The following is a 25882-nucleotide window of genomic DNA, read 5'->3' on the forward strand; positions in this document are numbered from 1 at the left end:
TATTGACTCGCCCCCTCTGGCTTCACCAGGTTCAGCTGCTCATCGGTCCGCACCAGCCGATCACTAGGGCAGATGCCCTGATCGATAGTGGTGGCGAGCTGCTCCTCTGGGGCGAAGGCGCCAGTCAACGCGCCCAGGCCCTCGGCCTCAGCCCCACCGACGCCCATTCCTGGCTGCTGGCCCCGGTGCTGGTTGACCCCCACAGCGTGCTGGAGCAACCTTGCGGCGGGCGGGCGGAAGACCTTGCCAGCCTTGCCGCCGCCGCTGCTGCTGGCGGCTACGGCAGCGTGGCCTTGTTGCCCTGGGCCACGCCCTGGCGCGATCGACCGGAGCGGCTTGGCTTGGCTTGGGCTGAGCCGATGCAATTAATGCTTTGGGGCAGTTTCAGTTTGGAGGGTGCCGACCAGGAGCTGGCCCCCCACGCCGATCAAATAGCTGCCGGTGCCATTGGCCTGGCCTGCGCTGATCTGCAGCCACCCCTGGCTTTGCTGGAGCGGGGCCTGCTGCTGGCGGAGATGGGCAACCGGCCCGTGCTGGTGGCCCCACGGGATGCCAGCCTCAGCGGCGCCGGCTTCGTGCGCGAGGGGGTGGAAGCGCTGCGGGCCGGCTGGCTCCCCGATCCGGAGTTGAGCGAAACCCTGCCGCTGCAAAGCCTGCTCAGCCTGGCCCAGGCACGTCCCGAAGTGGCGCTGCGGCTGATGAATCTCTCCACAGCCGCTGGGGTGGATCTGTTGGCCCTTGCCCCCAGGCGGCCCTTGGCCAGCGTCAGCTGGTGGCACCTGCTAGCTGATAGCGGCAATCTCCACCCCACCGAGGTGGGCTGGCGGCTGCGGCCCAGCCTGGGAACTCCGACTGATCGCCTAGGCCTGATTGCTGGCCTAGAGCAGCGGTTGCTCACCGCCGTAGCAGTGCACCACCTGCCGCTCGATGCGGAAGAGCAGCTGCTTCCCCTCGATCAGCGGCGGGCCGGAGTGGCCGGCCATGGCGCCCGCCATGGGCTTGTGCTGCCGCTGTTGTGGCAAGAGCTGGTTCAGCGCCGCGGCTGGAGCGTGGAGCTGCTCTGGCAGGCCCTGAGCTGGGGAGGCTCAGAGTTGCTGGGGCTGCCCCCCGAGCAGTTGAGCCAGGGCACTCGCCGCTGGCTGTTGTTCGACCCCCAGCATCCCTGGCGCTGGGAGCGGGGTGAATCCTTGTCGATGGCAGCCAACCAGCCCCAGTGGGGCCAGGCCCTCTGCGGAGCTGTGCGAGCTACCGGCCTGCAGCCGGCTGGTCGCTGGAGCTTGTAACGCCCAGGGCACCGGTTTGGTTGAAGGGGTAAAAACGCCAGAAAGCCCGCCCGATGATTTCGCTCTGGGGCAGGAAGGCTCCCCCTGGCCAGAAGCGGCCATCCCAGCTGTTGGACCGGTTGTCACCCAGGGTGAGCACATGGCCTGCAGGAACAACGGCGTTCAGGGTTCGGCATGGCCCCATACCCTGACTATCTACGGGGCAATCGCCATTGACGTAGGGCTCCGCCAGTCGCTCGCCATTGATGAACACATGACCGCGAGGATCGACTACGACCCGCTCTCCTGGCAGGGCTACAACCCGCTTGATGTAGGCGTCGCAGGCGGGATTGGCTACCCCCGGCAAGCTGCCCAAAAGCGGCAGATTCACCAGCAAGCAGCGCAGGGGATTGGAGCTTGATCCAGCTGCCAACACCGGGTCAAAGTGGTGGGGCGAATGGAATACGACGATCTCGCCTCTACGGGGGGCACGCTGGCGATAGCTCAGCTTTTCCACCAGCAGGCGATCCTGAAGCTGCAGCCCTGGCAGCATCGAACCCGAGGGGATGTAGCGAGCCTCCACCAGAAACTGGCGAATCCCCAGGGCTACCGCCAGGGTGACCAGGACGCTGCGCCAAAAGGCCCAGGGGCTCTCCTGGGGCGGCTGTTCATGGTGTGATGGGGAAGGGCTCAAGACCTCAGATCTCCTTTGTTCAGGTTTGTCGAACCGGACACGGCAGATTAGGCACAACAACCAACCCGCCAAGGCCTATGGCGTCCCCTCGCTGGCAAGAGCGCACTCAGCCGTCATCGGCCGAGCCAGCGGGCCGTTGGGCCTTGGGCTGGGACCGCTTTGTGGCGGTGTGGGCCAGCATCAACCTGCTGTGGGTGGCCTTCGACATCACCTACGTGCCGCTGCGCACCTTCTGGCTGCAGCGCAATCTCTACCCAATCCCCTCGGTGCCCCTGGTGGTGCCCCTCACCGTTATCCCGGATGTCACCCCCCTGGTGGATCCGATCAAGGGGATAGAGCCCCACCGGGAAACCCAGGCCTACCTGGAGCAATTTCGCCAACTCGATGGGGCCCTGCTGGTTCTGCCGGCCGGCCAGGCCCCCCAGCCCAGCCAGGTGGCCCTGCTCAATCGTCAGGCCCAACTGACCGACCAGCTGATCGACGGCAATCCCTTCCTGGCCTCCGATGCCTCCGGAACGCTGGAGAAGATCAAAAATAGGCTGCGACAGCGGGCCGACCGCGATTCCGCCCGTCAGGCCTCCAGCCTGTTGCTTAGTCCGGCCTGGATACGTGCCAAGGGCTGGAGACAGGAACGGCTCTTCTGGAACGATCAGGTGCTGCCGCTGGTGGCCACCAACTACTGGCGCTCAATAGACGAAAACGGCCGCCCCACCGATCATTTCTGGCGAATTGACCTGCTTCTGTTCCAGAGCGTCTTCGCCCTGGACATCCTGCTGCGGCTGATCCGCTTAAGGCGCCGGCTACCTGGACTCAGCTGGAGTGATGCCCTGTTGCGCCGCTGGAGCGACTTACCCCTGCTACTGCCCTTCTGGCGCTGGTTGCGGCTGGTACCTGTACTGGAGCGTCTTCAGACCTCCGGCCTGGTCAATTTCGAGCCGCTGCGGGCCGTGGTGAGCCGAGGGGTTGTGGCGCTGCTGGCGGTTGAGCTGTTTGAAGTGCTGTCGCTGCAGATCCTTGATGGCACTCAGGGGTTGATTCGTTCGCGGCGCTGGCCCCAGCGGTTTCGCGCCCTGCGCAGCCATCAGAGCGTGGCCAACAGCAGTGACGAGCGGGCGCTGGTTGAGCTGGTGCGGATCTGGGCGCCGCTGCTGCTTAGCCGGGTGGCCCCGAAGCTCGCGCCGGAGCTGCAGGGTTTGCTGGGATACAGCCTGCGCCAAAGCCTCGACCGCACCGTTGTGCCTGCGCCGCTGCGCCAGTTGCAGCCGCTGCTGCAAGTAGAGACCGGCATCAGTCGCCAACTGGCGAGCGGCATGGTCGACAGCCTGCTTGAGCTCTCCCGCAGCACCGGCAACCAGCTTTCCCGCCGCGACGACGTGCAATTGGAGCTGTTGCAGCGCTTCATCGACCGCTTCTGGGAAGAATTGGCCGCCGCCCTTGAGAGCGGGCCGGCCCTGGAGCGCTCCCAGGAGCTGCTCTGCGCCTTGATCGATGGCGCTAAGGGCACCTACCTCAGTCAGATCAACCGAGCCGGCATCGAAGCTCTGATCCAGGAGCTCGACCAATTGATGACCGCCCCTGGCCCCGCTAGCCCAGAAGATCCAGCCACTCCGGCTCCTTGAAGCCTGTGAGCATGCGTCCGTTGGCGGCGATCAGCAAAGGGCGCTTAATCAATTTGCCGTCAGCGGCCAGTGCTGCTAGGGCCGCCTGGTCGTCCATGGCTTGCACCGCGGCCGCTCCCAAGGCGCGATAGCTCTGTCCGCTCGTGTTGAACAAGCGCTTACGCCCCAGCTGGGCCAAGGCCTGCTCTAGTTCGTTAATGCTGGGCGGCTGCTTGGTGATGTCCAGCGTTTCGGCAGCCAGGTGACGGGCCGTCAACCAGGCGATGGCCTTGCGGCAGGTACTGCAACTGGAGTAGCTGTAAAGCTTCATCCGGAGCCAGCGTCGGAGAGGTAGGCGCCTATTTGATGCCGATTAGGGATTTAAGGGCGCCCACCAAGCTGTTGGAGCCTTGGCCAACAGCGTTGGTCGGTTTGGTGCGCACGGTGACATCGCCGTTGACGCTGGTGCGGCAGCTAAGACGGAAATTGGCGGGACGATCGGAGAGGTAGACCTCCTCGACATCACTGCGGGGGGAGAGGTTCTGTATGCCCTCCAGCACCTCCATAACGCAGGTGCCGCACTGGCCGATACCACCGCAGTTGTTGACGTTATTAAGGCCTTTGTAAGGGTTGATGCCCGCATCCAGGGCAGCCTTGCGGAGATTGGCACCTTCGATGCAACCGACCGTCTGGCCTTCCTGTTCGAAACGGATGGTGGGCACGGTCGAGCTGGGTGAATGGTCAGTGACCAACTTAGTTCACGCCCGCCCCCATGCCTAACATTTGAGCCTTCGCGAGTGAGCTGTGTCAGCGCCCCTCGGTTACGACTTGCCTCTTGGGTACGACCTGCCTCTTGGTTACGACTTAATTGTGCAGCAGCTGATTCCTGGGTACGCCAGCCTGGCTCGTCTGGCGGTTTCCTTGCTTGCTGTCTCTCCCCGGGCTGGCAGCGCCGGAGCGGCCGTGCTCGTAGCGGGATGCGGCACCGGAGCAGAGCTGGTGGAGGCAAGGGCCCAGCGCCCAGACTGGCAGCTCACCGCAATCGATCCCTCAGCCGAAATGCTGGCTGCGGCCCAACAGCGTCTTGGTGTCGAGTCGATCAGCTGGCGTCAAACCTCGGTTGAGGAGCTGAACGCCGACGGCTGTTTCGCCGGGGCCCTGTCCGTGCTTGTGCTGCAGTCGTTGCCGGACGATGGCAGCAAGCTTGCATTTCTTACGGCCTTGGCTAGCAGCTTGGAGCCTGGTGGCCAATTAGTGCTCGTTGATTTAATGGCGCCGGAGCGGTCACCTTTGCAGGGCCAAGTGGAGGCTGCCTGGATGGGCTTCCAACGGGCCAGTGGCCTGGACGCCGATCCGCACGACTTAGCACCACTTACCCAAGGCCTTCATCCCATCGGCGAAGCGCGGTTAACGGCTCTCGTTAATGCTGCTGGCTTTGGAGATCCTGCCCGGATATTTCAGGCTCTCAGCTACGAGGGATTTCTGCTGCAGCGCCGCCCCTGAACCATCGAAGCTCGGTGTTGGGTTGGGGAAGGACCGACCTGAGACCACCATGGCCAGTGGCACCACTGCCGTGGTGAGGGCAATCAGGCTTCCCAGCAGGCCAGAAAGAGCTTGTGGGCCTTGACTATAAGGATCATCCCCCTCCTCGCCAAGCTCACTTTGGAGTTCACTCGCTTCGGTCAGTTCGGCAGGGGTGGTTGGTTGGGAATCTCGGGGAACAGAGTCCATAACAGTCGGAAATGGCACATAAATGCACCACCTCCATGTAAAAAACCAAAGAACTAGCTTAATTCTGGCACTACTGATCTCGGTTTGGGGCTTGATTCGGTCCGGATTTACTAAACAAGTTGTGCTTGCCGTCAGGCGGCAGGACGGGCGCCTTGGTCGTGTTGATCACGCCGGGCACTCAAGTCTGCGGGGCGGCTATCAAGATGGTCCAGGTGCAGGCGGATGGATCTCAGCTCGTCGAGGATTGCTCCGAGCAATTGCTGGGTCGCCGTGGAGGGTGAGTTGAGTACCTCCACCGTCACCTCCTTGATCCGCAACACGTCGCGGGCGAAGCGGGCCACCTCGTTGGGGTGGAACATCAGCGGATCCTTTTGATCGCTGCGGTACTCCGGATTCAACTTGCGGGGGTTGAAGGGCGGATTGAGGTTGCGAGGATCAGTATTGGTATAGCGATATACCGATGCCCGCGACCGATTAAGAGCCCTCTGTACCTCATCAATACCGATCAGCCCTTCTGGGACCTCTCTGGAAGTTGTATCAACAGGCTCGGATTGATGAACAAGCCCAGTAGGCAAACCGATTGCCCCAAACCCATTTGAAGAATCGGGATAGGGGGGCATGAGACAGCTCTTGGACTAACTGGATCGGACGGTGAACCTAGCAGGGGTTCTGGCAACTATCAGCGATGTTCACCCCCATACCTGCTCCCCTGGCTGGGTCTCGGTGATAGGTTCCGCCCTCTGTGAACGACCTTGCCATGCGCGTCTCCCGCCTGATGCTGGTGACGCTCCGCGACGATCCGTCGGAGGCTGAGATTCCATCTCACAAGTTGCTGCTTCGCGCTGGCTATATCCGCCGGGTGGCCTCGGGCATCTACGCCTATCTCCCCTTGATGTGGCGGGTGCTGCAGAAGGTTTCGCGGGTGGTGCGTGAGGAGATGGACGGCACCGGCGCCCTCGAAACCCTGTTGCCCCAGCTGCAGCCTGCCGAGCTATGGCAGCGCAGCGGCCGTTGGGCTGGCTACACGGCAGGTGAGGGAATCATGTTCTCCCTGGAGGATCGACAGGGACGTGAACTGGGCCTTGGCCCTACCCATGAGGAGGTGATCACATATCTGGCCGCCGATCTGTTGCGTTCTTACAGGCAGTTGCCAGTCAATTTGTATCAGATACAGAACAAGTTCCGCGATGAAATTCGTCCCCGCTTCGGATTAATGCGTGGTCGCGAATTCATCATGAAAGATGCCTACTCATTTCATGCCAATGAGGAGTCGCTACGGCAAACCTACGCCGCCATGGATGGCGCTTACAGACGCATCTTTGCCCGCTGCGGATTGAGAGCCGTTGCAGTAGAGGCCGACAGCGGGGCGATCGGTGGATCGGCCAGTCAGGAATTCATGGTTACGGCTGAGGCCGGTGAGGACCTGATCTTGGCTAGTGCCGATGGGGCCTATGCCGCCAATCAGGAGCGGGCCGTTTCGTTAGCAGCTGAGCCCATCGCCCTGCCTGGTGGATCGCGCGCTGGCGGTCAGGGTGAACTTTTAGCCACACCTGGCCAAAGCACTATCCATGACCTCTGCGCCGGCCATGGCATTGAGCCCTGCCAAACCGTAAAAGTATTGATGTTGTTGGCTCGCTTTGAAGATCAAAGCGCCCAGCCCCTGCTGGTGAGCCTGCGGGGTGATCAACAACTCAACGACGTGAAATTGGCCAATGCAGTTACGGCCCGCTGCTCAGCGGAGCACGGGGCCCTGCTGGACATCGCCCCAATCACTGCTGAGTCCGTGGCCAGCGAAGGGCTGCTACCGATGCCCTTTGGCTTTATGGGTCCCCAGCTCGCCGATGAGCGGCTCGCCGATGCCAGTCACTGGCTCAAGCGCTTCTTGCGACTGGCTGACAGCTCCGCCGCCGAGCTCAGCTCCTTTGTGTGCGGTGCCAACACCGCCGATACCCACCTCGTAGGTGCGGCCTGGAGTGCCCTCTGCCCCTGCCCGGAGAGCCTTGATCTACGGGCCGCCCAACCAGGTGATCGCTGCCAACACGACCCTTCCCAACAATTGCAGGCCAGTCGGGGCATCGAGGTGGGACACATCTTTCAGTTGGGCCGCAAATACTCAGAAGCCCTAGAGGCCCGCTTCACCAATGAGAGCGGCACGGAAGAGGCCCTGTGGATGGGCTGTTACGGCATCGGTGTCTCGCGTTTGGCCCAGGCGGCGGTTGAGCAACATCACGATGGCAACGGCATCTGCTGGCCCGTATCGATTGCTCCCTTCGAAGTGATCGTGGTAGCGGCCAATTGGGCCGAATCCGAGCAGAGCAGTTTGGCCGAGCAGCTCTATCGGCGTCTGCAGGAAGCAGGTGTAGATGTATTGCTGGATGACCGCAGCGAGCGGGCTGGGGTGAAGTTTAAGGATGCCGATCTGATTGGTATTCCCTGGCGAGTAGTGGTGGGTCGCGGCGCGGCGGCTGGTTTGGTGGAGTTGGTGGAGCGCTCCAGCAACAGCAAGCGCGATCTGCCGGCCATTGAGCTGCTTGAGACCCTGCTGCCCAGCTTGGCTAGCCAGCGCATGGGCCTGCTTGTCTGAACGGCTCTAGAGGTGGCTTCTAGGATCGCCAGATTCGCATTTCACCCATGGCTGCTGCGCTCCCCACCTTCCGCCAGCGGCTGAAGGAGCTTTTTTCGCGTTTGGCCCTAGCGCTGGTGCTCTGCCTCAGCCTGATGCTCACTGCCTGTAGCTCTGCAAATACAGGTCTTTCGGGTAACTACGTCGAGGACACTGTGGCGGTGGCCGACAGCCTGCTGAGCACCATCGCTTTAGGGGCCGACGATCCTGCACGCGCTGAGGCAGAGATCGAAGCTCGCAGCCTGAGCAATGGCTACGTGGCCCGCTACCGCCCCCGCAGCTCGGTGAACGGCTTGGGCTCCTTCACCACCATGCTGACGGCCATCAACTCCATGGCTGGCCACTACACCAATTATCCCAATCGCCCGCTGCCGGAGGCGCTTAAGGAGCGGATCGCCAAGGAACTCAAGAAGGCTGAAACCAACGCGACCCGCGGCGCCTGAGGCCCTGCTCCTGGGCCGCCATCTTTGACGAACACCCCCCCGATCTGAGAAGCTCTGGCATTGTGCTCAGAAGCGGCTTCAGGCCGCTGTGTCCTTGGCCAACGTTGTCGTCATCGGTGCGCAGTGGGGTGACGAGGGGAAGGGCAAGATCACGGATCTTCTCAGCCGCTCTGCCGACGTTGTCGTGCGTTATCAGGGCGGGGTAAACGCCGGCCACACCATCGTTGTGGACGACAAGGTGCTCAAACTGCACCTGATCCCCTCCGGCATCCTTTATCCCGACACGATTTGCCTGATCGGCTCCGGCACCGTGGTGGATCCCAAGGTGATGCTTGGTGAGCTCGACATGCTCGCCACCTTCGGCATCGACATCAGCGGCTTGAAGCTGGCTTCTACGGCCCACGTCACCATGCCCTACCACCGCCTGCTGGATCAGGCGATGGAGCAGCGCCGCGGCGATCGCCGCATCGGCACCACTGGCCGAGGTATTGGTCCCACCTACGCAGACAAATCCGAGCGCAATGGCATCCGCATCCTGGACATCCTCGATGCGGATCGTCTGCGGGATCGCCTCGCCGGCCCCCTTGCCGAGAAGAACGAAATCCTGGTGAAGCTCTACGGCTTGGAGCCCCTGGATTTTGAAGAAGTGGTGGCCGAATACGTCGGCTACGGCAAGCGGCTAGCGCCCCATGTGGTCGATTGCACCCGCACCATTCACACCGCTGCGCGGGCTCGCCAAAACATCCTGTTTGAGGGTGCCCAGGGCACCTTGCTAGATCTCGATCACGGCACCTATCCCTATGTCACATCTTCAAACCCGGTGAGTGGCGGCGCCTGCATCGGAGCTGGGGTGGGACCCACCTTGATCGATCGAGTGATCGGTGTAGCCAAGGCGTACACCACTCGAGTAGGAGAGGGCCCCTTCCCCACCGAACTCCAGGGCAGCCTCAACGACCACCTCTGTGATCGGGGCGGTGAGTTTGGCACCACTACGGGGCGCCGCCGCCGTTGCGGTTGGTTTGATGGGGTGATCGGTCGCTATGCGGTTGAGGTCAATGGCCTCGATTGTCTGGCCATCACCAAGCTCGATGTGCTCGATGAGCTCGATGAGATTCAGGTGTGTGTTGCCTACGAACTAGATGGTGAGCGAATCGAGTATTTCCCGAGTAGCTCGGAGGATTTCGCTCGCTGCCAGCCGATCTATGAAACCCTGCCTGGCTGGCAAACCTCCACTGCTGACTGCCGCAGACTTGAGGAATTACCAGCCACAGCGATGAGCTATCTGCGTTTCCTTGCCGACTTGATGGAAGTGCCGATTGCCATTGTTTCCTTAGGCGCAAACCGCGATCAGACGATCGTGGTGGAAGATCCCATTCATGGTCCCAAGCGGGCCCTGCTCAGCACCTAATGGACCTGATGAACAAGAACTACGACGTCGTCGGCATTGGCAACGCCATCGTTGACGTGTTGGTGCAGGCCGACGACGACCTGCTCGACAACTTCGAACTCACCAAGGGCACCATGGCCTTGGTGGATGAGACCCAATCCGACCACCTCTACGCCAGCGTTGGTCCAGGGCTGGAAACCTCCGGCGGCTCCGCTGCCAACACCCTGGCCGGTGTGGCCCAGCTGGGCGGCCGGGCGGGATTTATCGGCAGGGTGCGCAACGACCAACTAGGGGGAATCTTTGCCCACGACATCCGTTCAGTTGGCGCTCGCTTTGACACTCCTGCTGCCACGGAGGGGCCCTCCACGGCCCGTTGCCTGATCTTGGTAACCCCTGACGCCCAGCGCACCATGTGCACCTACCTGGGTGCTTCGGTAGGGCTGGATCCAGCCGACCTAGACCTCGAGATGGTTGCCCAAGCCAAGGTGCTCTACCTAGAGGGTTACCTCTGGGACAGCGACGAGGCCAAGGCGGCCTTCATCGCTGCTGCCGAGGTGGCCCGCGCCCATGGCGGCGAGGTTGCTTTGAGCCTGTCAGATGCTTTTTGCGTTGAGCGTCACCGCGAAAGCTTCCAGGAGCTGGTAGATGGCCACGTCGACATCCTGTTTGCCAACGAGATGGAGATCACGGCTCTCTACAAGGCCAATAGTTTTGAAGAGGCCGCCGACCAGGTGCGGGGCCGCTGCAAGTTGGCGGCTCTCACCCGCAGTGAGCTGGGATCGGTAGTTCTCAATGGCGCCGGCACCCACAGCGTTGCCCCCTTCCAGCTTGGCCCCCTGCTGGACACAACCGGGGCGGGTGATCTCTACGCCGCTGGCTTCCTGCATGCCTACACCCAGGGCCAGGACGTTGAGGCCTGCGGACGACTGGGCTCCCTTTGTGCCGGTCAGGTCGTGACCCAGCTGGGCCCGCGGCCCCAGGGTTCACTCAAGCAGCTCGTGGCCCAGCACCTGGGCTAAGGCTCACTACGGCAGCACCAAAGCCTCCAGCAAATCGGCCTGGTTTAGGGCTACCACGCCGGCCGGCTCAGCTGGCCGGCCGATCAGCAATAGCTGGCGCCCTGGGCTGGCACAGAGTTGCTGCCAGAGCTGTTCAGTAGCCCCGCCCGACTGGCGTGCCAACACCGTGGTGATGCGCCAGCGGCGCATCAGAGCCCGCTCCACCTCGAGCCCGGAGCCTGGCCTGAGGCAAGCGACCTGATCGGCCGCCAAGCCAGCAGCCATGGCCTGCTGGAGGGAGCTGGGGCTTGGCAGCACCCGAGCAAAGTGCGTGGCGCCGGGGCTGCAGGCCAGCGCCAGGCTCAATTGGCGGGCACCGATTGCCAGCAGCAGGCAGTGGCCCTGCAGCGAATGGCTGCGCAAATCCTCCAAACCAGGCAGGATTTTTGCCTCCCCAGGCAAGGGTGGGCGTAGCAGCCGTAGCAGCCGCTGGCCGCGCTGCTTGCACGCGGCGGCGAGCTGGCGACTCACCAAACAGGCAAAGGGATGGCTGGCATCCACCACCACCGCATAGGGCCTGCCTATGGCCTCGGCGGCGGCCAGTTCTGCCCCAACCCCCTGCTCTCCATCGATGGCCCCGACGCGCAGGGTTAGCTCCGGATGGGGGCGATAGGCCAGCGCCGCTGCTGCACCAACAAGGCTCACGGTGAGCTGCCAGCCGCGCTGCAGCAGCCGCTCCGCCAAAACGGGACCCTCGCCGGTGCCGCCAATCAGCCACAGCCGGGGCGAAACCTGGTGCATGTCAGGTCGGTGCATCAGGATGGAATCCACCAATGGTTGCCGGCGAGTGAATCACTGTCTGCTCGAGGTTGAGGTGCTGGAAGCGCCTCAGGTGCGATACACCCAAGACAATCAGACGCCGGTAGCGGAGATGGCGGTCCAGATAGATGGGCTGCGCCCCGATGATCCCCCGGGTCAATTGAAGGTGGTCGGCTGGGGCAATTTGGCCCAGGAGCTCCAGAACCGGGTGCAGGTTGGCCAGCGGCTGATGCTCGAGGGAAGGCTGCGCATGACCACGGTGACCCGTCAGGACGGCGTTAAGGAAAAGCGCGCTGAATTCACCCTGGCCCGGCTGCACGGCATGGGTCCTGGCGCCACTAGCAGTCCAGCTGCCAATCCAGCTGCCGGCAGCGCCCCAGCACCAACTAGGAGCCAGCCCCGGGCAGCAGCCTCAGCTGCGCCGCCGGCTCCCAATGCGCAGGCACCCTCCCGGCCCCCCACCTGGAATACCTCTCCCCTAGTGCCGGATCTTCCCGACGACGACGACATCCCCTTTTGATTTGGGTCGAGCCCGTTTATGGAGAGGTGTCGGAACTGGAATCTGCTTCGCTCACTTGATCGAGCAGTTGGCCCAGCTCCCGCTCCAAAGCCGCCAGGTCTAGGCGCCATTGGGGCCAACGACCTGCATCAATCTGGCGCAGCAGCCAGAGCCGGTCGGCCTTGAGGCTGGTGATCAATTCGGCGGTGCTGGGTTCGCCTGGCCGATTGATGGGCGCATCCGCCATGGACATACAGGAAGATGGCTGTATGCAAGCACTTCTCTCACCCGGCAGCCTCGTGACCATCGCGGGGGCTGTGCTCACGGTGATCGGCACGATCGCCTACGCCACCGATATTCCCAATCTCAGCCTGCCCACGATTTTTTACGGCATTCCAATCCTGTTGGGTGGTTTGGCCTTGAAATCCTCTGAGCTGCCACCGCCTAAGCGACTCACTCCAGCCGCCCGCTTCAAGCAACTGCGTGATCTCCCAGAGAGCGAGCCCCTGCGCAAGCTGCTGGCCGATGTAGACCGCTGGCGCTACGGCCAAAAAGCCCATCTCGAGAGCTCCCTGGAGGTGCTCAAGCTCTGGGATGAGGACGCCCCACCCCAATTGCTCAGTGTTGAGGAGCTCGACTGCGATGGGCGCTACGGCTTGCGCCTGCGCTTTCGCTGCGAAGGGGTGCCCCTGGAGCGCTGGCAGGCCCGATCTGATCGGCTGGGCCGCTTCTTCGGCCCCGGTTTGAGTGCCGACATCAAGCCCGAGCGCCGCAATGAATTCAGCCTCGCTCTGGTGCCCGAGCCCAGCGCTAGCTAAGACCAATCCAGTTATCTGCCCCATCGAGAAGCGAAACCTTGATCAGCAGCCAGGACACCCTGAGGGTGTCGGTCCTCAGTGAGGCCCTCCCTTACATCCAGCGCTTCGCGGGCCGCAGGGTGGTGGTCAAGTACGGCGGTGCGGCGATGGTGCAGGCGGAGCTGCGCGATGCCGTCTACCGCGATCTGGTGCTGCTGGCCTCCGTGGGCGTGCAACCGGTGGTGGTTCATGGCGGCGGCCCGGAAATCAACGACTGGCTTAATCGCCTTCAGATCGAGCCCGAATTCCGTAATGGTTTGCGGGTCACCACTCCTGAAACCATGGACGTGGTGGAGATGGTGCTGGTGGGCCGGGTCAACAAGCAAATCGTCAACGGCCTCAACCGGGTGGGTGGCCGGGCGGTGGGCCTCTGTGGCAGCGATGGCTCCCTAGTGCGGGCCCGCACCTATGCCAATGGAGCTAATGGGCTGGTAGGGGAGGTGGCGGAAGTAGATCCGGCAGTGCTCTTCCCTCTGCTTGATGCCGGCTACATCCCAGTGATCTCGAGCGTGGCGGCCGACTGGGAGGGGCAGGCCCACAACATCAACGCCGACACGGTGGCCGGCGAATTGGCCGCGGCGATCCAGGCCGAGAAGCTAATCCTGCTCACCGACACGGCAGGGATTTTGCAGAACCGCCACAATCCTGCCTCCCTAATTCGTCAGCTGACCCTGGCGGATGCACGCCAATTGATCGAAGATGGCGTGGTGGAAGGCGGCATGACCCCTAAGACCGAGTGCTGCATCCGGGCCCTGGCCCAGGGGGTGGCGGCGGCCCACATCGTCGATGGCCGGGTGCCCCACGCCCTACTGCTGGAAGTTTTTACCGATGCGGGCATCGGCACCATGGTGGTGGGGAGCCAACGCGCCCGCCATGGCTGATGACCAGCTGGCTGGAGCCCAGGCCGCCCTGGATCGCGGCGATTACGGCCAAGTTGTGCGCCTGTTGGAGCCCCTCGCCCAGGAACACCCTGCGGCAACCGCCACCGGTGCCGAGATCCAGTTGCTGCTCGCCACCGCTTGGATGGGCCTTGGTGACAACGCCCGGGCGATGGTGTGTTGCCGGCGGATCAAGCGCTGCCTGGATGTCAGCCTGCGGGCCCAGGCCATGGACCTGCTCAGCGTGCTGGAAGCTCCCGCCCTAGAGCGCCCTCGCGACTGGTCGATCACCCTGCCCGATCTCGGCTCGGCCGAGGGCATGGGCGGCCAGATGCAGCAGCTCGCCCGCGGACGCCGATCCAATAAACCGCCCCCGCCCCCGCCGCCGCCGGTAGGGCCAACCAGGGCACCAGTGGGGTTTGCGGTATTGGCGGTGTTGCTGCTTCTGCTCACGGTCCTGCTTGGGGGTTGCACCGAGGTGCGCAGCGAGTTGACATTCAAGGGACCTGGCCGGCTGCAGATCGCCCATTACCTATCCAGCCCTGGCTCCCAGCCGGAACCCTGGGCCCGTCAGTTTGGCCGCACCCTGCAGAGCCAGGGGTTGCAACTGGCCGGGAAGCCCCAGCTAGCTGCGGGGGCCGGCGGCTTCCGCCAACGACTGGAGAGCCCGGTGCTGGCAGCCCCTCAGGCCCTGGCTTTGCTGGCAGCCAACCTCCGCGCGGCCGCCGATCTGGCAGGTGTTGCGCTGCCGCAACCAGACTTCCAACTGCAGGAGCGCAATTGGCTGGTGGGTGTGCGCCAAACCCTTGTGCTGGCGGTTGATCTACGCGAGCTTGCCGCCTTGCCGGGCTTCAGCGCTGCCATCGATCTTGCTCCCGTCGCCACCGCGGCCATCCAGCTGGCCAGCCCAGAGCCAGCTGCAGCGATTCCCGGCCGCCGCGCCTTGCACTGGCCCCTGCGCTTCGGTGCCCTCAACAGCCTGCGACTCAGCTGCTGGCGCTGGAGTGGCCTCGGACTGGGGGGCGTGCTGATCGCCATGGCCCTGGGGCTGGTGCTGGCCCTGGAGCGGCTGCGGCGTCTGCTCGGCTTCGGCCTGCCGGAACTACCGGCTTGAGAGCGGTGCTCACAGGCTGAGGGGGTCGGGGTCGATCGCCAGACCCACCCCCGCAGGCAGCGCCTCCCGCAGCAGGCTTTCAGTCGGCAAGGGCAGGGGCTGACCGGCGGGACCATGCAGCAGAAGCTGCCAGCGACTCTTGCCCGCTACCCGGGCAACCGGGGCCGGGGCCGGACCGATCAACAGCCATCCGGCTGCCTCCACCTGACTGCGGATTCTCTCGGCCAAGGCCGCAGCGGCAGTTGCCGTGCCGCTGGCACTGGGTCCGCTCAGTCGCAGCAGGCAGGCTCGGCTGAAGGGCACCAGGCCACCCTGGCGGCGCATCTGGCTCTCCTCGGCCAAAAACAACTCGTAGCGCCCATCCACCAGGTGGCGAATCACCGGGTGGTCGGGGCTGTAGGTCTGCACCAGCACCTCGCCTGGTTTCTCGCCGCGGCCCGCCCGGCCCGCCAACTGCAGCAGCAACTGCAGGCACTGCTCGGAGGAGCGCAGATCGGGGCGATGCAAAAGCCCGTCTGCCGCCAATACCGCAGCGAGCGTGACCCGGGGTAGGTCCATGCCCTTGGCCAGCATCTGGGTTCCTACCAACACGTCGGCTTCCCCTTGGGCGAAGCGATCGAGCAGGCGGCGGTGGCCGTCGCGGCCCCGGGTGGTGTCACGGTCAAAACGCAGCAGGCGCAACCCTTCAAGCTCGGTTGCCAGCTGCTCCATCACCCGCTGGGTGCCTGCGCCGAAGGGTTTGAAGGCCGTGGAGCCGCAGTGGCCGCAGCGATTGCCCAGCTCGGCGCGGTGGTCGCACCAGTGGCAGCGCAGCCATTCCTGGCCCCCTTTGGAGCGGTGCACGGTGAGGGCCACGTCGCAGTGGGGGCAGAGCACCGCTTCGCCGCAGCTGCGACAGCTCAGGAATGCTCGGTAGCCCCGGCGGGGCACCAGCACCACTGCCTGTTCGCCCCTCTCCTGCAGCTGCTCCAGCCGCCCCATCAGGGCCCGGCTGATCAAGCGGCGGTGGCCGTCCGCGAGCTCGTGGCGCATGTCGATCACCCGGACGGCAGGCAGGGGCCGCGAACCGATCCGCTCCGGTAGCCGCAATAGGCGGGTGGTTGGCTGGGGAGCCTGACAACTCAACCAGCTCTCCAAGGAGGGCGTGGCACTGCCGAGCAACAGCAGGGCGCCGCTGGAGCGGGCCCGCAGCCGGGCCACCTCGCGGGCGTGGTAGCAGGGCATCGGGCTGTCCTGTTTGTAGGAGCTGTCGTGCTCTTCATCCAGCACGATCAGGCCCAAATTGGCCATGGGCAGAAAGATCGCCGAGCGAGTGCCCACCACCACCACCGCTTCAGCTGCTAGGCAGCGGCGCCAGGCCGCCACCCGGGCTCCGTCAGAGATGCCGCTGTGGAACTCCACCACCCGGCAGCCGAAACGATTGCGGGCCCGGTCGAGCAACTGGGGAATCAGGCCAATTTCTGGGGTGAGCAACAGGGCGCCCTGCCCCGCTTCAAGAGCGCGGGCGGCCGCCTGCAAATAAACCTCGGTCTTGCCAGCGCCTGTGACCCCCCAGAGCAAAAATTCCTCGCCCGGCTGGGCCCCGGCCAGGGCCTGCAGCGCAGCGGCCTGAGCTTCTGTGAGGGCAGGCCAGTGGGCTGGGGCGAGACCAGCTCCCCTGCTATCGGGGGGAGCCTGAAGGCGCCGCACTAAACCGCGAGCTTCCAGCCCCTTGAGCACGGCCCGGCTGAAGCCACCCTCACCACAAAGCTCACGCAGGGGCATGGGCCCGTTGTGGCGCTCAAGGTGCTCCAGCAATTGTTGCTGCCGCTCGGTGAGAGGCTGGCTGGGGATTGCCGCAGCTGAGCGCTCCACTAGCCAGATCGCTCGACTGGGTCGACTGGGCCCCTGGCTGCGCTGGCCCAGCCAACCTGGTGGCAGGGCGCTTTTCAAAGTTTTAAAAAGACTCGTGTGGCATTCCGCTGCCACTCTTTCCATGAGTTTCTGCCAATCGGGATCGACGGCAGCCCGCTGCCAGACTTCCAGAATTGGTTGGATTGTCTTACCGCTGAGACTTGCCGGCAGCTGATCAAGCCAGTCCACCACTAGGCCGGTGTGCGGGCGACCCTGCAGCTTGACCCGCACCAGATCGCCGATACCGGCTGGGGTTGTCGGGGAGTTGGCGTAGGTGAAGACCTGGCCTTCTCGGCCGGCTTCAAGCCAGATCTGCAGCCAGGGGATCGGCAAGCTTGCAAAGGTCACATCCCATTCTTAGGATGTGAATGTTGGGCAGTCTTAGGGCTGCCGTCGGAACCGAACAGAATTCCGTCCAGCGGGAAGACCTGAAGCGAGACCCCGGGAGCCAGCCTCCCACCATTCGGCCTCCCGGTCTGCGACCACCCCTGACAGCTCTGCCCAGGCTTCGGCCACTAGACCCAGGCTTCGGCCACCTGCCCAGGCTTCGGCCACTAGACCCTTTGCATTTCGCCGGGTCGCTCCAGTCGTGAAACGTGGCCGACCCTGTCGTCGTCTCTCGCTCCCGGCTTCCACTTTTTCAGAGGTTTCCTTCCCGCTTTCGTCGTCTAGCCCAGCTCCTACGGCTGAACCCGTCGCTGCTGAATTGAATTTTTGCCCGTTGTTGGCAGGAGTTACCTGACGGTGATTTAGGTGATGTGTTTCCGACCAACTGTTTTGTTGTTTCGTTTTCGTTACCTATGAGCTCTGCTGCTGCCCAGCCGAAAGCAACCCCGGAAATCTTGATGGTGGCCACAGTGGCCGGTGAAGAGGTGCACGTCAAACAGAAAAAGGCTGCTCCCAAGGCAGGGGCTGCAGCAAAGGCAAAGGCTGCGCCAAAAGCAAAAGCTGCTCCCAAAGCAAAGGCTGTTCCCAAAGCAAAGGCTGCTCCCAAAGCAAAGCCGGCTGCATCCAAATCCTCAGCACCTAAAGCTCCAGCGGCCAAGGCCAATGCGGAGCCTCCCCTCGATACCACCGGGCTAGACGATGGCGACGATCTCGGCCCATCCGGCAGCACTGACGAGAAGGATGAAAAGGCGGCAAAGGCTCTTGCCAGTATCAAGATTGGCCCTAAGGGTGTTTACACCGAAGACTCGATCCGGGTTTATCTCCAGGAGATCGGCCGTATCCGTCTGCTGCGGCCTGATGAGGAGATCGAGCTAGCTCGCAAGATCGCCGATCTGCTCCAGCTCGAGGAGATAGCAGCTCAGTTTGAGTCTGACCACGGCCGCCAGCCCGACAACAAGGAATGGGCGGCCTTGGTGGAAATGCCTTCCATCAAGTTCCGTCGGCGCCTAATGCTCGGCCGCCGTGCCAAGGAAAAGATGGTGCAGTCAAACCTGCGTCTGGTGGTTTCGATCGCCAAGAAGTACATGAATCGTGGCTTGAGCTTCCAAGACCTGATTCAGGAAGGCTCCTTGGGTCTGATTCGTGCCGCTGAGAAGTTCGACCACGAAAAGGGCTACAAGTTTTCCACCTATGCCACCTGGTGGATTCGTCAGGCGATCACCCGCGCCATAGCAGATCAGTCGCGCACCATCCGCCTGCCGGTGCACCTCTACGAAACCATCTCTCGGATCAAAAAGACAACCAAAACCCTCTCCCAGGAATTTGGCCGCAAGCCCACCGAGGAAGAGATAGCCGAGTCGATGGAGATGACCATCGAGAAGCTGCGCTTCATCGCCAAGAGCGCCCAGCTGCCGATCTCCCTGGAAACCCCGATAGGCAAGGAGGAGGATTCACGCCTCGGCGACTTCATCGAGGCCGACATCGAAAATCCTGAGCAGGATGTGGCTAAGAACCTGCTGCGCGAAGACCTGGAAGGGGTGCTGGCCACCCTCAGTCCCCGGGAGCGCGACGTGCTGAGGTTGCGCTACGGCCTTGACGACGGCCGCATGAAGACCCTCGAAGAAATCGGCCAGATCTTTGATGTGACTCGGGAGCGGATTCGTCAGATCGAGGCAAAAGCCCTCCGCAAGCTGCGCCATCCCAACCGCAACGGCGTGTTGAAGGAGTACATCAAGTGAGTCAAGGCCTGGCGTCCCTTCGACCCCTGCGCAGCGCCCCCGACCTGACTGCCCAGCAGCGCCAGAGCCTGCGAGTCGAGCTGAAGGCGCGGTTGGCGGCGTGCGACTGGTTCACGATGGGGGTAATGGCTCCTTCGGCGCAGGCGGCGCTGGCCTGCCTGCGCCAGCTGGAAACGGCCTTGGGCTGGGAGGCCCTGGAGCTAGACCCCGCAGGCGAAGCCCTCGATGCGATCGAGGGCCCGGTCTTTCTCAAGGCCAACCAGAACAGCGGTCGTTTTCTGGTGCGCCGCGAAACCGGTTTGGGAGAGGGCCTGTTGATCAGCGGTCACAATTCGGCCGATACCGCTGCGGAGGACACCTGGGGACCGTTGCCCCTTGATTTCTTCGGCCCTTAATCTGAAAGGCTGTGATCTGCCCCTGATGGCCAACCCCCTGCGCATTGCTTCCCGCCGCAGCCAGCTGGCCATGGTGCAAACCAATTGGGTCCGCGATGAGCTGGCTAAGGCCCACAACGGCCTGGAGATCACGATCGAAGCTATGGCCACCCAGGGCGACAAGATCCTCGATGTGGCGCTTGCCAAGATCGGAGATAAAGGTCTGTTTACTAAGGAATTAGAGGTTCAAATGCTCGTCGGCCAGGCCGACATTGCCGTCCACAGCCTCAAGGACCTGCCCACCAACCTGCCCGAGGGGCTGATGCTGGGGTGCATCACCGAGCGGGAAGATCCTGCCGATGCCTTGGTGGTGCATGAGCAGCACCGGGATAAGAGTTTGGCAACCCTGCCCGCCGGTGCCGTGGTGGGTACGAGCTCCCTGCGGCGATTGGCCCAATTGCGCCACCATTTCCCCCACCTCAGCTTCAAGGATGTGCGCGGCAACGTGATTACTCGCTTGGAGAAGCTTGATTCGGGTGAGTACGACTGCCTGATCCTGGCGGCTGCTGGTCTGGGACGCTTGGGCCTGGGGGATCGCATCCATGAACTTATCGATCCCTCCATTTCCCTCCACGCCGTTGGCCAGGGTGCTCTCGGTATCGAATGTCGTGAGGGAGATCCCGCCGTGCTGGACCAGATCAAGGTGCTGGAGCACCTGCCGACTGCCCGTCGCTGCTTGGCTGAGCGGGCCTTTTTGCGCGAGCTGGAAGGGGGCTGCCAGGTGCCGATTGGCGTCAATACCTGTTTCGAAGGGGAGAATCTTGTGTTGACGGGCATGGTGGCAAGCATCGATGGCTTACGCCTACTTCGCGACGAGGCTCGCGGTCCCCAGTCAGACCCCGAGGCGATCGGTATCGCCTTGGCCCATGCGTTGAAGGATCAGGGTGCAGGCGAAATCCTGGAGGAGATTTTTGCAGCTGTCCGGCCCGAAGCCTGAACTAGCGCCAGCGGCCGCGAGCCCTGCAGAAGCCGAGGTTCGAGCCCTTCCATATCAATGGAACCTCCTGGCCTGGGCCGCCCTGATTGGGACGCTCACAGGGCTTGCGGTGGTGGCCTTCCACGAATTGCTGGGCTTCATCAACAACGGTCTTTTTGGGCCGTTTGTGGAAGGGCTGCTTACGGTTGGTCGCAGCCAGCCGCCCGAGCTTCCCCCCGAGCTGCCGATGTCGGTGGCTCCTGATTCGGGCACACCGCTGCGAGCCCTGCTCCAGGTGGGCCTCGGAGCCCTTGGCTTCCTGCCGCCGCCCCCGGAAATCCCTGAGCCGCTGCCGCTGCCGGTTTCTTCATTGCCCGACTGGCTCAGTCTCTGGCCTGTGGTTGTGGTGCCGACCCTTGGGGGCTGGGCTGTTGGGCTTTTGCGCCGCTATGGCGGTGATTTGGGCCCAGGCCTACCCAGCCTGATGGCGATGGCTGATGGCGCAGTCAGCGCCCGGCCGCGGCTGCCTTTGCTGCGCTTGCTGGGGGCGTCCCTCAGCCTGGGCAGTGGGGCCTCACTCGGGCCGGAGGGGCCCAGTGTGGAGAGTGGCGGAAACATTGGCCTGTGGGTGGCCCTGCGGGGCGGGCTATCGCCCCAGAGCCAGAAAGCTCTGGTGGCCGCCGGTGTGGCCGCAGGCCTGGCGGCGGGCTTTAAGGCTCCGATCGCAGGGGTGTTTTTTGCCATTGAAGGCAGTTTTAGTGCCGTTCAGGGGCGTCCCAACTTGCGGGCGGTGCTGGTGGCAGCGGTGGCTTCCTCACTGGTCACCCAACTGTTGCTTGGTGATACGCCGATTCTGCGGTTGCCCGCCTACGAGGTGCGCTCGCCGCTGGAGTTGCCCCTCTATTTGGGGTTGGGCCTGGTGGCCAGCCTGATGTCATGGGCTTTGGTGAGCTTGTTGGCCGTGGGCCGCAGCGAGCGGCTGCAGGCCTGGCTGGGTCAGTTGCCGCCGGGCCTGCCCACCGCCTTGGGTGGAGCTTGTGTGGGTGTGATGGCCCTGGGATTCCCTCAGGTGCTGGGTGTCGGCTACGACACGATTGAGGCGCTGCTGGGCAGTGAAGGTGGCGTGCCCCTGCTCACCTTGCTGGTTTTGCTGGGCGTCAAACTTTTGGCCACTGGTATCAGTAATGCCACTGGCTTTGTAGGTGGGGGCTTCGCGCCAGCACTTTTCCTCGGCGCCGTGCTCGGTAACTGCTACGGCCAGCTGCTTGGTGACAGTGGCTTGCATCTGCCAGTGGCTGAACCACCCGCCTACGCCATGGTGGGCATGGCAGCTGTGCTGGCAGGTAGCGCTCGTGCTCCTCTGACGGCCCTATTGCTGCTGTTTGAGCTAACCCGCGATATCCGTATCGTGCTGCCGCTGATGGCCGCCGCTGGTCTCAGTGCTGCCTTAGTGGAGCGCTGGCAGGGCCTGGCCGATCCTGGCCTGCTTGGCCCTGATCCCCAGGAGGAGCATCGCCGCCGCCAGTTGGCCGCTCTGCCGGTGGCTGAGGCCTTTGAGCCTGAGGCGCCCCTGGTATTGGCGGCCGAGCTGCCAGCCCAACAGGCACTGCTCCAGCTGGTGGAATCCCATGGCCACTGCCTAGTGGTGGCTGATGGGGCCTGGGTGGTGGGGTTGGTCACCTTGGCGGATCTGCAGCGGGCCCTCAGTGCTGAGCGGGAGTTAAGCGACAGCGGTGCCGTATTGGCGCCGTCTTTACTCGCCTGTCGCCGCAGTGACCTTGTGTGGCTGCCTCTGTCTGCCCAGCTCGCCCAACTGGAAGACCAGCTGCGGCCGAATGGCTTACGCCAACTGCCGGTATTTGATGTGCCGGCTGGTGCTGCTGCTGCCTTGCCCCATGGCTTGCCCAACCCCGGACTGCCTTTGACATCCCTGCGGGGCTTGGCCAGCCGCGATGGCATGGCCCGCGCCTTGGCTCGTCAAAGCGTGGGCCGCCGGATCCACAGCACTCAGCCTGGCCAGGATCCGCTCCAGATCCAGAGCTGAAAGCTCACCATCGCTGGCCCACTTCAAGGTGGTACTGGTTTGGGGTTCGCTGGGGTATAGGGAGTGGGATACCGATGACATGAACTCAGACGAAAGAGGTTGGAGGCTCTGTTGAGGCTTTTAAAAGTACGCCTTAACCCCCAGCTTCCAGCCAATGATCCAGTGATCTCCAGAATATTTTCCGATAATTCAGCCGGGTTCAGCGCTGCACGATCACCGGCGTACCAACCTCTACCTGATCAAATAGGGCGCGTACATGCTCGTGAAGCATGCGCACGCAACCGTTGGTCACCGCGGCGCGGGAACTTACCGTCCAGGCCCAGGCAGCCGGCGTGCCATGGATGCCGTACTGGTTAAGTCCGCTTTGTTGGAAACCAAGCCAGCGATCGCCCAAGGGTCCATTCGGTCCCACGGTTGAGTTGATCTTGCCGCTTTTGGTGCTCTGATATTTCGGGTTGACAACCTTGTTCTGCACGGCGAATTTCCCCAATGGCGTGGGGGTGCTGGGATCGCCAATTGCCACGGGCCAGCTGCCCAGCACCTTGCCGTTCTCACGCAGGCTGATCGTGCGCTTGCCCAGCTGTAGAACGATTTCGCGGGTGTTGGTCTGAGCAGCTACCGCCGGCTGAATTTGCTGGGGAGCAGGGGTGCTCTGGGCCTGGACAGGGGTCCAGGCCGGGGCGATCACCAGGGCTGCTGCGGCAAGCCAGAGGGGTTTGAGGTAGTTAGCCATGGAGATAGGGGCGCTCAGTTCACCAGCTTGGTGTCGATGATGTGGAGATAGCGCCGTTCGCAGTCCTTGATGATTCGCACGGCTTCTACTGGCTCCAAGAAGCCATTGACCTTGCAGGTGCCGGGTTTTTTGAGGTCTTTGTAGTGCTCCCAGTAGTACTGGGTTTCCGTGACCCACTGCTCACCAAGCTGGGTGAAGCTAGTGATGTGGTCCATACGCTTGTCATCGGCCAACACGGCGATCACCTTGTCGTCGACCTCACCGCCGTCATCAAAGGTCATGATGCCAATGATGCGGGCCTCCACTAAGGAGCCGGGCACTAGAGGTTCAGTGACGCCCACAATTTCGATATCGAGGGGGTCGCCGTCCTCGTCCCAGGTGCGGGGGATACAGCCGTAGGCGAAGGGGTAGGCCAGCGACGAATAGCCGACGCGATCGAGCTTGAGGTGGCCGGTTTCTGTGATCAGTTCGTATTTGTTGATCGTCATGGAGTTGAGCTCCACGATCGCGTTCAAGCGCAGCTTGGCTTCATCGGCGAAGGCCGGCAGCACGTGCAGCAGGTTGAGCATCGTGCGGCTCGGGGTGTGGTCGATGTTCGCCATGAACGGGAATCAAAACAGCTCTGAACCATCTTAAGGATGGGACTGCAGGCACTCCAGCTTGTTGCGCAGATAGCGAAGGAAGGCCGCTGAGCTGAGGCTCTGACCACTCACCTGCTCCACCAGCTCTTCCGCATTGACACTGCGGCCTAGGGGATAAACCCTGGATGCCAGCCAGTCCCGCAGGCTGCTCTCCTGACCAGCAGCGATCGCGGCCGCGATGGCACCAGAGCCGCCAAGCTCCTGCTCCATGGTTTCAGCGAGCTGGGCGCTGATCAGATGGCCCAATGCGTAGCTGGGGAAATAGCCAAACAGACCTTCTGCCCAATGAATATCTTGCAGGCACCCCTCAGAGTCAGTCTGCGGCTGGATTCCCAGCAGCTCCTGCATCCGTTGGTTCCACTGCTGGGGTAGCTCTGCCACCGGCATGTCCTGTTCGAGCAGGGCTAGCTCCAGCTCAAAGCGCAGCACGATATGTAGGCAGTAGCTGAGCTCGTCGGCTTCCACCCGGATCAGGCCGGGCTTGAGGGGATTGAGGGCACGCCAGAAGCCGAAGGCACCGCTCCAGGGATCGCTGGCCGACCCGCCGCCCAGGCCGGCACAGAAGCGTGGATGCCAGCGCTCGGCAAAGGCGCGGCTGCGGGCCACGCGGCACTCCCAAAAGAGCGACTGCGACTCGTGCACCCCCATCGAGGTGGCTTCTCCGAGGGGCCAGGGGAAGTAATGGTCATCGCTGCGGGGCAGGCCCTGCTCATAGAGCGAATGCCCCCACTCGTGCGCGGTGGCCAGAAACGCGGAGAGCGGCTGACCAGGCACTACCCGGGTGGTGATGCGGAAGTCTTGAGGCCCCACGGTGCAGGAGAAGGGGTGCGCTGAGCGGGAGCGCTGACAGCGGCTTGGCTCGTAGCCCCAGCCGTCGAGTAGGTCGGCGCAGAGCTGCTCCTGGGCGGCCTCGGGCAGATCCCCGGCGGCAGATTCTGGAGCGCTGCTGGCGGCAACTTGCTCCAGCAGCGCCGGCAGCTCCGCCTTGAGGGGTGCGAACAGCTGCTCCAGTCGCGCCTTGCTCACATCGGGCTCGAAGGGTTGGGCCAGGATCTCCCAGGGGCTGCGGGCCACTGGTTCGGCGGCGGCCAGCTGGTTGGCCTGCTGACGGCGCAGGCCGATCAGCTCCTGCAGGGCCGGGGCAAAGGCCGCAAAGTCGTTGCGGGCGCGGGCGTCCTGCCACACGGCATTGCCGCGCGACTGGGCCTTGGCCAAGGTCGACACCAGGGCCGGATCGAGGCAGCGTTGGCGCTCGAGTTCGAGCCGCAGCAGTTGCAGGTTGCGGCGCCGCTCTGGTGGGCTGTCGGCGCCGAGCTCGGCCTCGGCAGCGGCCACCAGATCTGCATATTCGGCGCTGCTCTGGCGCTTGTGCAGTTGGCCGGCCAGCAGGGCCAGCTGGTCGCCGCGCCAGGTTGCCCCGGCCGCCGGCATCACCGTGTTCTGGTCGTAGTAGAGGGCACTGCTGATCGAGCCCAGCAGGCGGGTGTGGTGCAAGTGCTGGTGAAGCTGGGCGAATCGTGGCATGGCCTGGAGCGGTGAAGTTTGCTGCAATTAATCTTCCGGTCGTCGGGCGCTGAAGCGGCCGATTAGCACGCCCAAGGCCACCCCCACTACGGCTCCCTGGAGCTGCCAGATTTCGCGGCGAAACCGCCAGGGCATGCCTCCGACCTGCACTCCAACCATCAGGGCCAGCATCACAGCCAGACCCAGGCTGATGGGATTGGCTGATTTCCTGATCCAGCGGGCCGATCGTTGGCTGGCTGGCGCTGGCTTATTGCTCTGTTCTCCGATCAATTGTTCCAACCGTTGTTGGAGCTCAGCGTCACCCGGTTCATGGGGTAAGGACATCGACGGTCTGCAGAGCTGAGGTGGGGGATCCAGGAATCAGGCCAGTGGCATAACTTGCCGACTTGGCTATCTCATTTGAGTGCTATCTCATTTGAGGGTGCTATCTAATTTGACGTTAGCAATTGCGGCGGAGCACGTTCCCAGCTGCTGACGAGCTCGCTGCAGCAACAGTGGTAGCCGTTCGGCCAGCGTTGCCGCCCGCTCGTGGTCGGCCAAGTAGTGGTCGAGCTCCTTTTCCATTTGCTTGATGTAGCGATTCAGCATCGCGCCGTGATCGCGCTCCTGAGCCAGCTGTTCTTCCAGCTGCGCGCAGCGCTCTGCCAGCTCCTGCAAGCCAGTTTCCC

At 63.3% G+C, this 25882-nt stretch carries 27 protein-coding genes; 15 read left to right on the forward strand and 12 right to left on the reverse strand.

What is annotated here, in order from left to right:
• The first annotated feature begins 2 nt into the window (after positions 1-2).
• Complete coding sequence (locus AC01FP_RS07020; protein WP_474479134.1) at positions 3-1283, forward strand: amidohydrolase family protein; 1281 nt, start codon at positions 3-5, stop codon at positions 1281-1283.
• On the opposite strand, the gene lepB is transcribed toward AC01FP_RS07020, so the two are convergent.
• Positions 1246-1956: a signal peptidase I gene (gene lepB, locus AC01FP_RS07025; protein ID WP_474479135.1), complete on the reverse strand. Its 711-nt coding sequence runs from the start codon at positions 1954-1956 to the stop codon at positions 1246-1248. The genes AC01FP_RS07020 and lepB overlap by 38 nt on opposite strands.
• 77 nt (positions 1957-2033) lie before the next feature.
• Between lepB and AC01FP_RS07030 the strand changes: the two genes are divergently transcribed.
• Positions 2034-3575: a hypothetical protein gene (locus AC01FP_RS07030; RefSeq protein WP_474479136.1), complete on the forward strand. Its 1542-nt coding sequence runs from the start codon at positions 2034-2036 to the stop codon at positions 3573-3575.
• Here the strand turns inward: AC01FP_RS07030 and AC01FP_RS07035 are convergent.
• Together AC01FP_RS07035 and AC01FP_RS07040 are read right to left on the reverse strand one after the other, a co-directional pair.
• Positions 3541-3885, reverse strand: a complete 345-nt coding sequence (locus tag AC01FP_RS07035; RefSeq protein WP_474479138.1) for a Spx/MgsR family RNA polymerase-binding regulatory protein — start codon at positions 3883-3885, stop codon at positions 3541-3543. The genes AC01FP_RS07030 and AC01FP_RS07035 overlap by 35 nt on opposite strands.
• 28 nt (positions 3886-3913) lie before the next feature.
• Positions 3914-4276 (reverse strand): 2Fe-2S iron-sulfur cluster-binding protein, encoded by a 363-nt coding sequence (locus AC01FP_RS07040; RefSeq protein ID WP_474479139.1) that lies wholly within the window; start codon positions 4274-4276, stop codon positions 3914-3916.
• Between the two features lie 82 nt (positions 4277-4358).
• On the opposite strand from AC01FP_RS07040, the gene AC01FP_RS07045 reads away from it, so the two are divergent.
• On the forward strand, positions 4359-5057 hold the full coding sequence (locus AC01FP_RS07045; RefSeq protein WP_474479141.1) for a class I SAM-dependent methyltransferase: 699 nt from the start codon (positions 4359-4361) through the stop codon (positions 5055-5057).
• A gap of 359 nt (positions 5058-5416) precedes the next feature.
• Here the strand turns inward: AC01FP_RS07045 and AC01FP_RS07050 are convergent, their stop codons facing one another.
• Positions 5417-5905, reverse strand: a complete 489-nt coding sequence (locus AC01FP_RS07050) for a hypothetical protein (protein ID WP_474479142.1) — start codon at positions 5903-5905, stop codon at positions 5417-5419.
• Between the two features lie 137 nt (positions 5906-6042).
• Between AC01FP_RS07050 and AC01FP_RS07055 the strand changes: the two genes are divergently transcribed.
• The 4 genes from AC01FP_RS07055 to AC01FP_RS07070 all read left to right on the forward strand — a co-directional run bounded on the left by AC01FP_RS07055 (position 6043) and on the right by AC01FP_RS07070 (position 10757).
• Positions 6043-7869, forward strand: coding sequence for a proline--tRNA ligase (locus tag AC01FP_RS07055; protein ID WP_474479144.1), 1827 nt, complete (start codon positions 6043-6045; stop codon positions 7867-7869).
• Between the two features lie 47 nt (positions 7870-7916).
• Positions 7917-8351 carry a photosystem II protein Psb27 gene (psb27, locus tag AC01FP_RS07060; protein WP_474479145.1) on the forward strand — a complete coding sequence of 145 codons (435 nt, stop codon included), beginning with the start codon at positions 7917-7919 and terminating at the stop codon, positions 8349-8351.
• A gap of 88 nt (positions 8352-8439) precedes the next feature.
• A complete protein-coding gene (locus AC01FP_RS07065) occupies positions 8440-9759 on the forward strand; it encodes an adenylosuccinate synthase (protein WP_474479146.1) in 1320 nt (439 codons plus the stop codon).
• Positions 9759-10757, forward strand: a complete 999-nt coding sequence (locus AC01FP_RS07070; protein ID WP_474479147.1) for an adenosine kinase — start codon at positions 9759-9761, stop codon at positions 10755-10757. Before AC01FP_RS07065 ends, AC01FP_RS07070 begins: the two co-directional genes overlap by 1 nt.
• Before the next feature lie 6 nt (positions 10758-10763).
• Here the strand turns inward: AC01FP_RS07070 and AC01FP_RS07075 are convergent, their stop codons facing one another.
• On the reverse strand, positions 10764-11552 hold the full coding sequence (locus tag AC01FP_RS07075; RefSeq protein ID WP_474479148.1) for a precorrin-6A/cobalt-precorrin-6A reductase: 789 nt from the start codon (positions 11550-11552) through the stop codon (positions 10764-10766).
• Positions 11553-11583: 31 nt separating this feature from the next.
• Between AC01FP_RS07075 and AC01FP_RS07080 the strand changes: the two genes are divergently transcribed.
• The gene (locus tag AC01FP_RS07080; protein ID WP_474479149.1) at positions 11584-12075 is read left to right on the forward strand and encodes a single-stranded DNA-binding protein; all 492 of its coding nucleotides are present in this window, start codon (positions 11584-11586) and stop codon (positions 12073-12075) included.
• 16 nt (positions 12076-12091) lie between these two features.
• On the opposite strand, the gene AC01FP_RS07085 is transcribed toward AC01FP_RS07080, so the two are convergent.
• Positions 12092-12301: a hypothetical protein gene (locus tag AC01FP_RS07085; protein WP_474479150.1), complete on the reverse strand. Its 210-nt coding sequence runs from the start codon at positions 12299-12301 to the stop codon at positions 12092-12094.
• Positions 12302-12323: 22 nt separating this feature from the next.
• Here AC01FP_RS07085 and AC01FP_RS07090 point away from each other — a divergent pair, with 22 nt between their 5' ends.
• From AC01FP_RS07090 to AC01FP_RS07100, 3 genes are read left to right on the forward strand one after another with little or no spacing between them, the layout of a single operon-like run.
• On the forward strand, positions 12324-12872 hold the full coding sequence (locus AC01FP_RS07090; RefSeq protein WP_474479152.1) for a DUF2854 domain-containing protein: 549 nt from the start codon (positions 12324-12326) through the stop codon (positions 12870-12872).
• A gap of 41 nt (positions 12873-12913) precedes the next feature.
• On the forward strand, positions 12914-13792 hold the full coding sequence (gene argB / locus AC01FP_RS07095; protein WP_474479169.1) for an acetylglutamate kinase: 879 nt from the start codon (positions 12914-12916) through the stop codon (positions 13790-13792).
• Positions 13785-14903, forward strand: a complete 1119-nt coding sequence (locus tag AC01FP_RS07100; protein ID WP_474479154.1) for a DUF3153 domain-containing protein — start codon at positions 13785-13787, stop codon at positions 14901-14903. The genes argB and AC01FP_RS07100 overlap by 8 nt, the downstream gene beginning before the upstream one ends.
• A 9-nt stretch (positions 14904-14912) precedes the next feature.
• Here AC01FP_RS07100 and priA read toward each other — a convergent pair whose 3' ends face one another.
• The gene (priA, locus tag AC01FP_RS07105) at positions 14913-17144 is read right to left on the reverse strand and encodes a replication restart helicase PriA (RefSeq protein ID WP_474479155.1); all 2232 of its coding nucleotides are present in this window, start codon (positions 17142-17144) and stop codon (positions 14913-14915) included.
• Between the two features lie 452 nt (positions 17145-17596).
• On the opposite strand from priA, the gene rpoD reads away from it, so the two are divergent.
• The 4 genes from rpoD to AC01FP_RS07125 all read left to right on the forward strand — a co-directional run bounded on the left by rpoD (position 17597) and on the right by AC01FP_RS07125 (position 22316).
• Positions 17597-18922 carry an RNA polymerase sigma factor RpoD gene (gene rpoD, locus AC01FP_RS07110; protein WP_474479156.1) on the forward strand — a complete coding sequence of 442 codons (1326 nt, stop codon included), beginning with the start codon at positions 17597-17599 and terminating at the stop codon, positions 18920-18922.
• On the forward strand, positions 18919-19317 hold the full coding sequence (locus AC01FP_RS07115) for a DUF1824 family protein (protein WP_474479157.1): 399 nt from the start codon (positions 18919-18921) through the stop codon (positions 19315-19317). Before rpoD ends, AC01FP_RS07115 begins: the two co-directional genes overlap by 4 nt.
• Positions 19318-19342: 25 nt before the next feature.
• Entirely contained in the window at positions 19343-20293 is a 951-nt protein-coding gene (hemC, locus tag AC01FP_RS07120) for a hydroxymethylbilane synthase (RefSeq protein ID WP_474479159.1), read from the forward strand.
• 109 nt (positions 20294-20402) lie between these two features.
• On the forward strand, positions 20403-22316 hold the full coding sequence (locus AC01FP_RS07125) for a chloride channel protein (RefSeq protein WP_474479162.1): 1914 nt from the start codon (positions 20403-20405) through the stop codon (positions 22314-22316).
• A gap of 199 nt (positions 22317-22515) precedes the next feature.
• On the opposite strand, the gene AC01FP_RS07130 is transcribed toward AC01FP_RS07125, so the two are convergent.
• From AC01FP_RS07130 to AC01FP_RS07150, 5 genes are all read right to left on the reverse strand, one after another.
• Positions 22516-23049, reverse strand: coding sequence for a L,D-transpeptidase (locus AC01FP_RS07130; protein WP_474479163.1), 534 nt, complete (start codon positions 23047-23049; stop codon positions 22516-22518).
• A gap of 14 nt (positions 23050-23063) precedes the next feature.
• The gene (locus AC01FP_RS07135) at positions 23064-23651 is read right to left on the reverse strand and encodes an inorganic diphosphatase (RefSeq protein ID WP_474479164.1); all 588 of its coding nucleotides are present in this window, start codon (positions 23649-23651) and stop codon (positions 23064-23066) included.
• Between the two features lie 30 nt (positions 23652-23681).
• Positions 23682-25214: a carboxypeptidase M32 gene (locus AC01FP_RS07140; RefSeq protein WP_474479165.1), complete on the reverse strand. Its 1533-nt coding sequence runs from the start codon at positions 25212-25214 to the stop codon at positions 23682-23684.
• A 27-nt stretch (positions 25215-25241) separates the two neighbouring features.
• Positions 25242-25538, reverse strand: coding sequence for a hypothetical protein (locus AC01FP_RS07145; protein ID WP_474479166.1), 297 nt, complete (start codon positions 25536-25538; stop codon positions 25242-25244).
• A gap of 87 nt (positions 25539-25625) precedes the next feature.
• The coding region (locus AC01FP_RS07150) for a hypothetical protein (protein WP_474479168.1) at positions 25626-25882 on the reverse strand (257 nt) is incomplete at its 5' end.

The sequence above is a fragment of the Cyanobium sp. NIVA-CYA 375 genome (genome assembly GCF_056108345.1).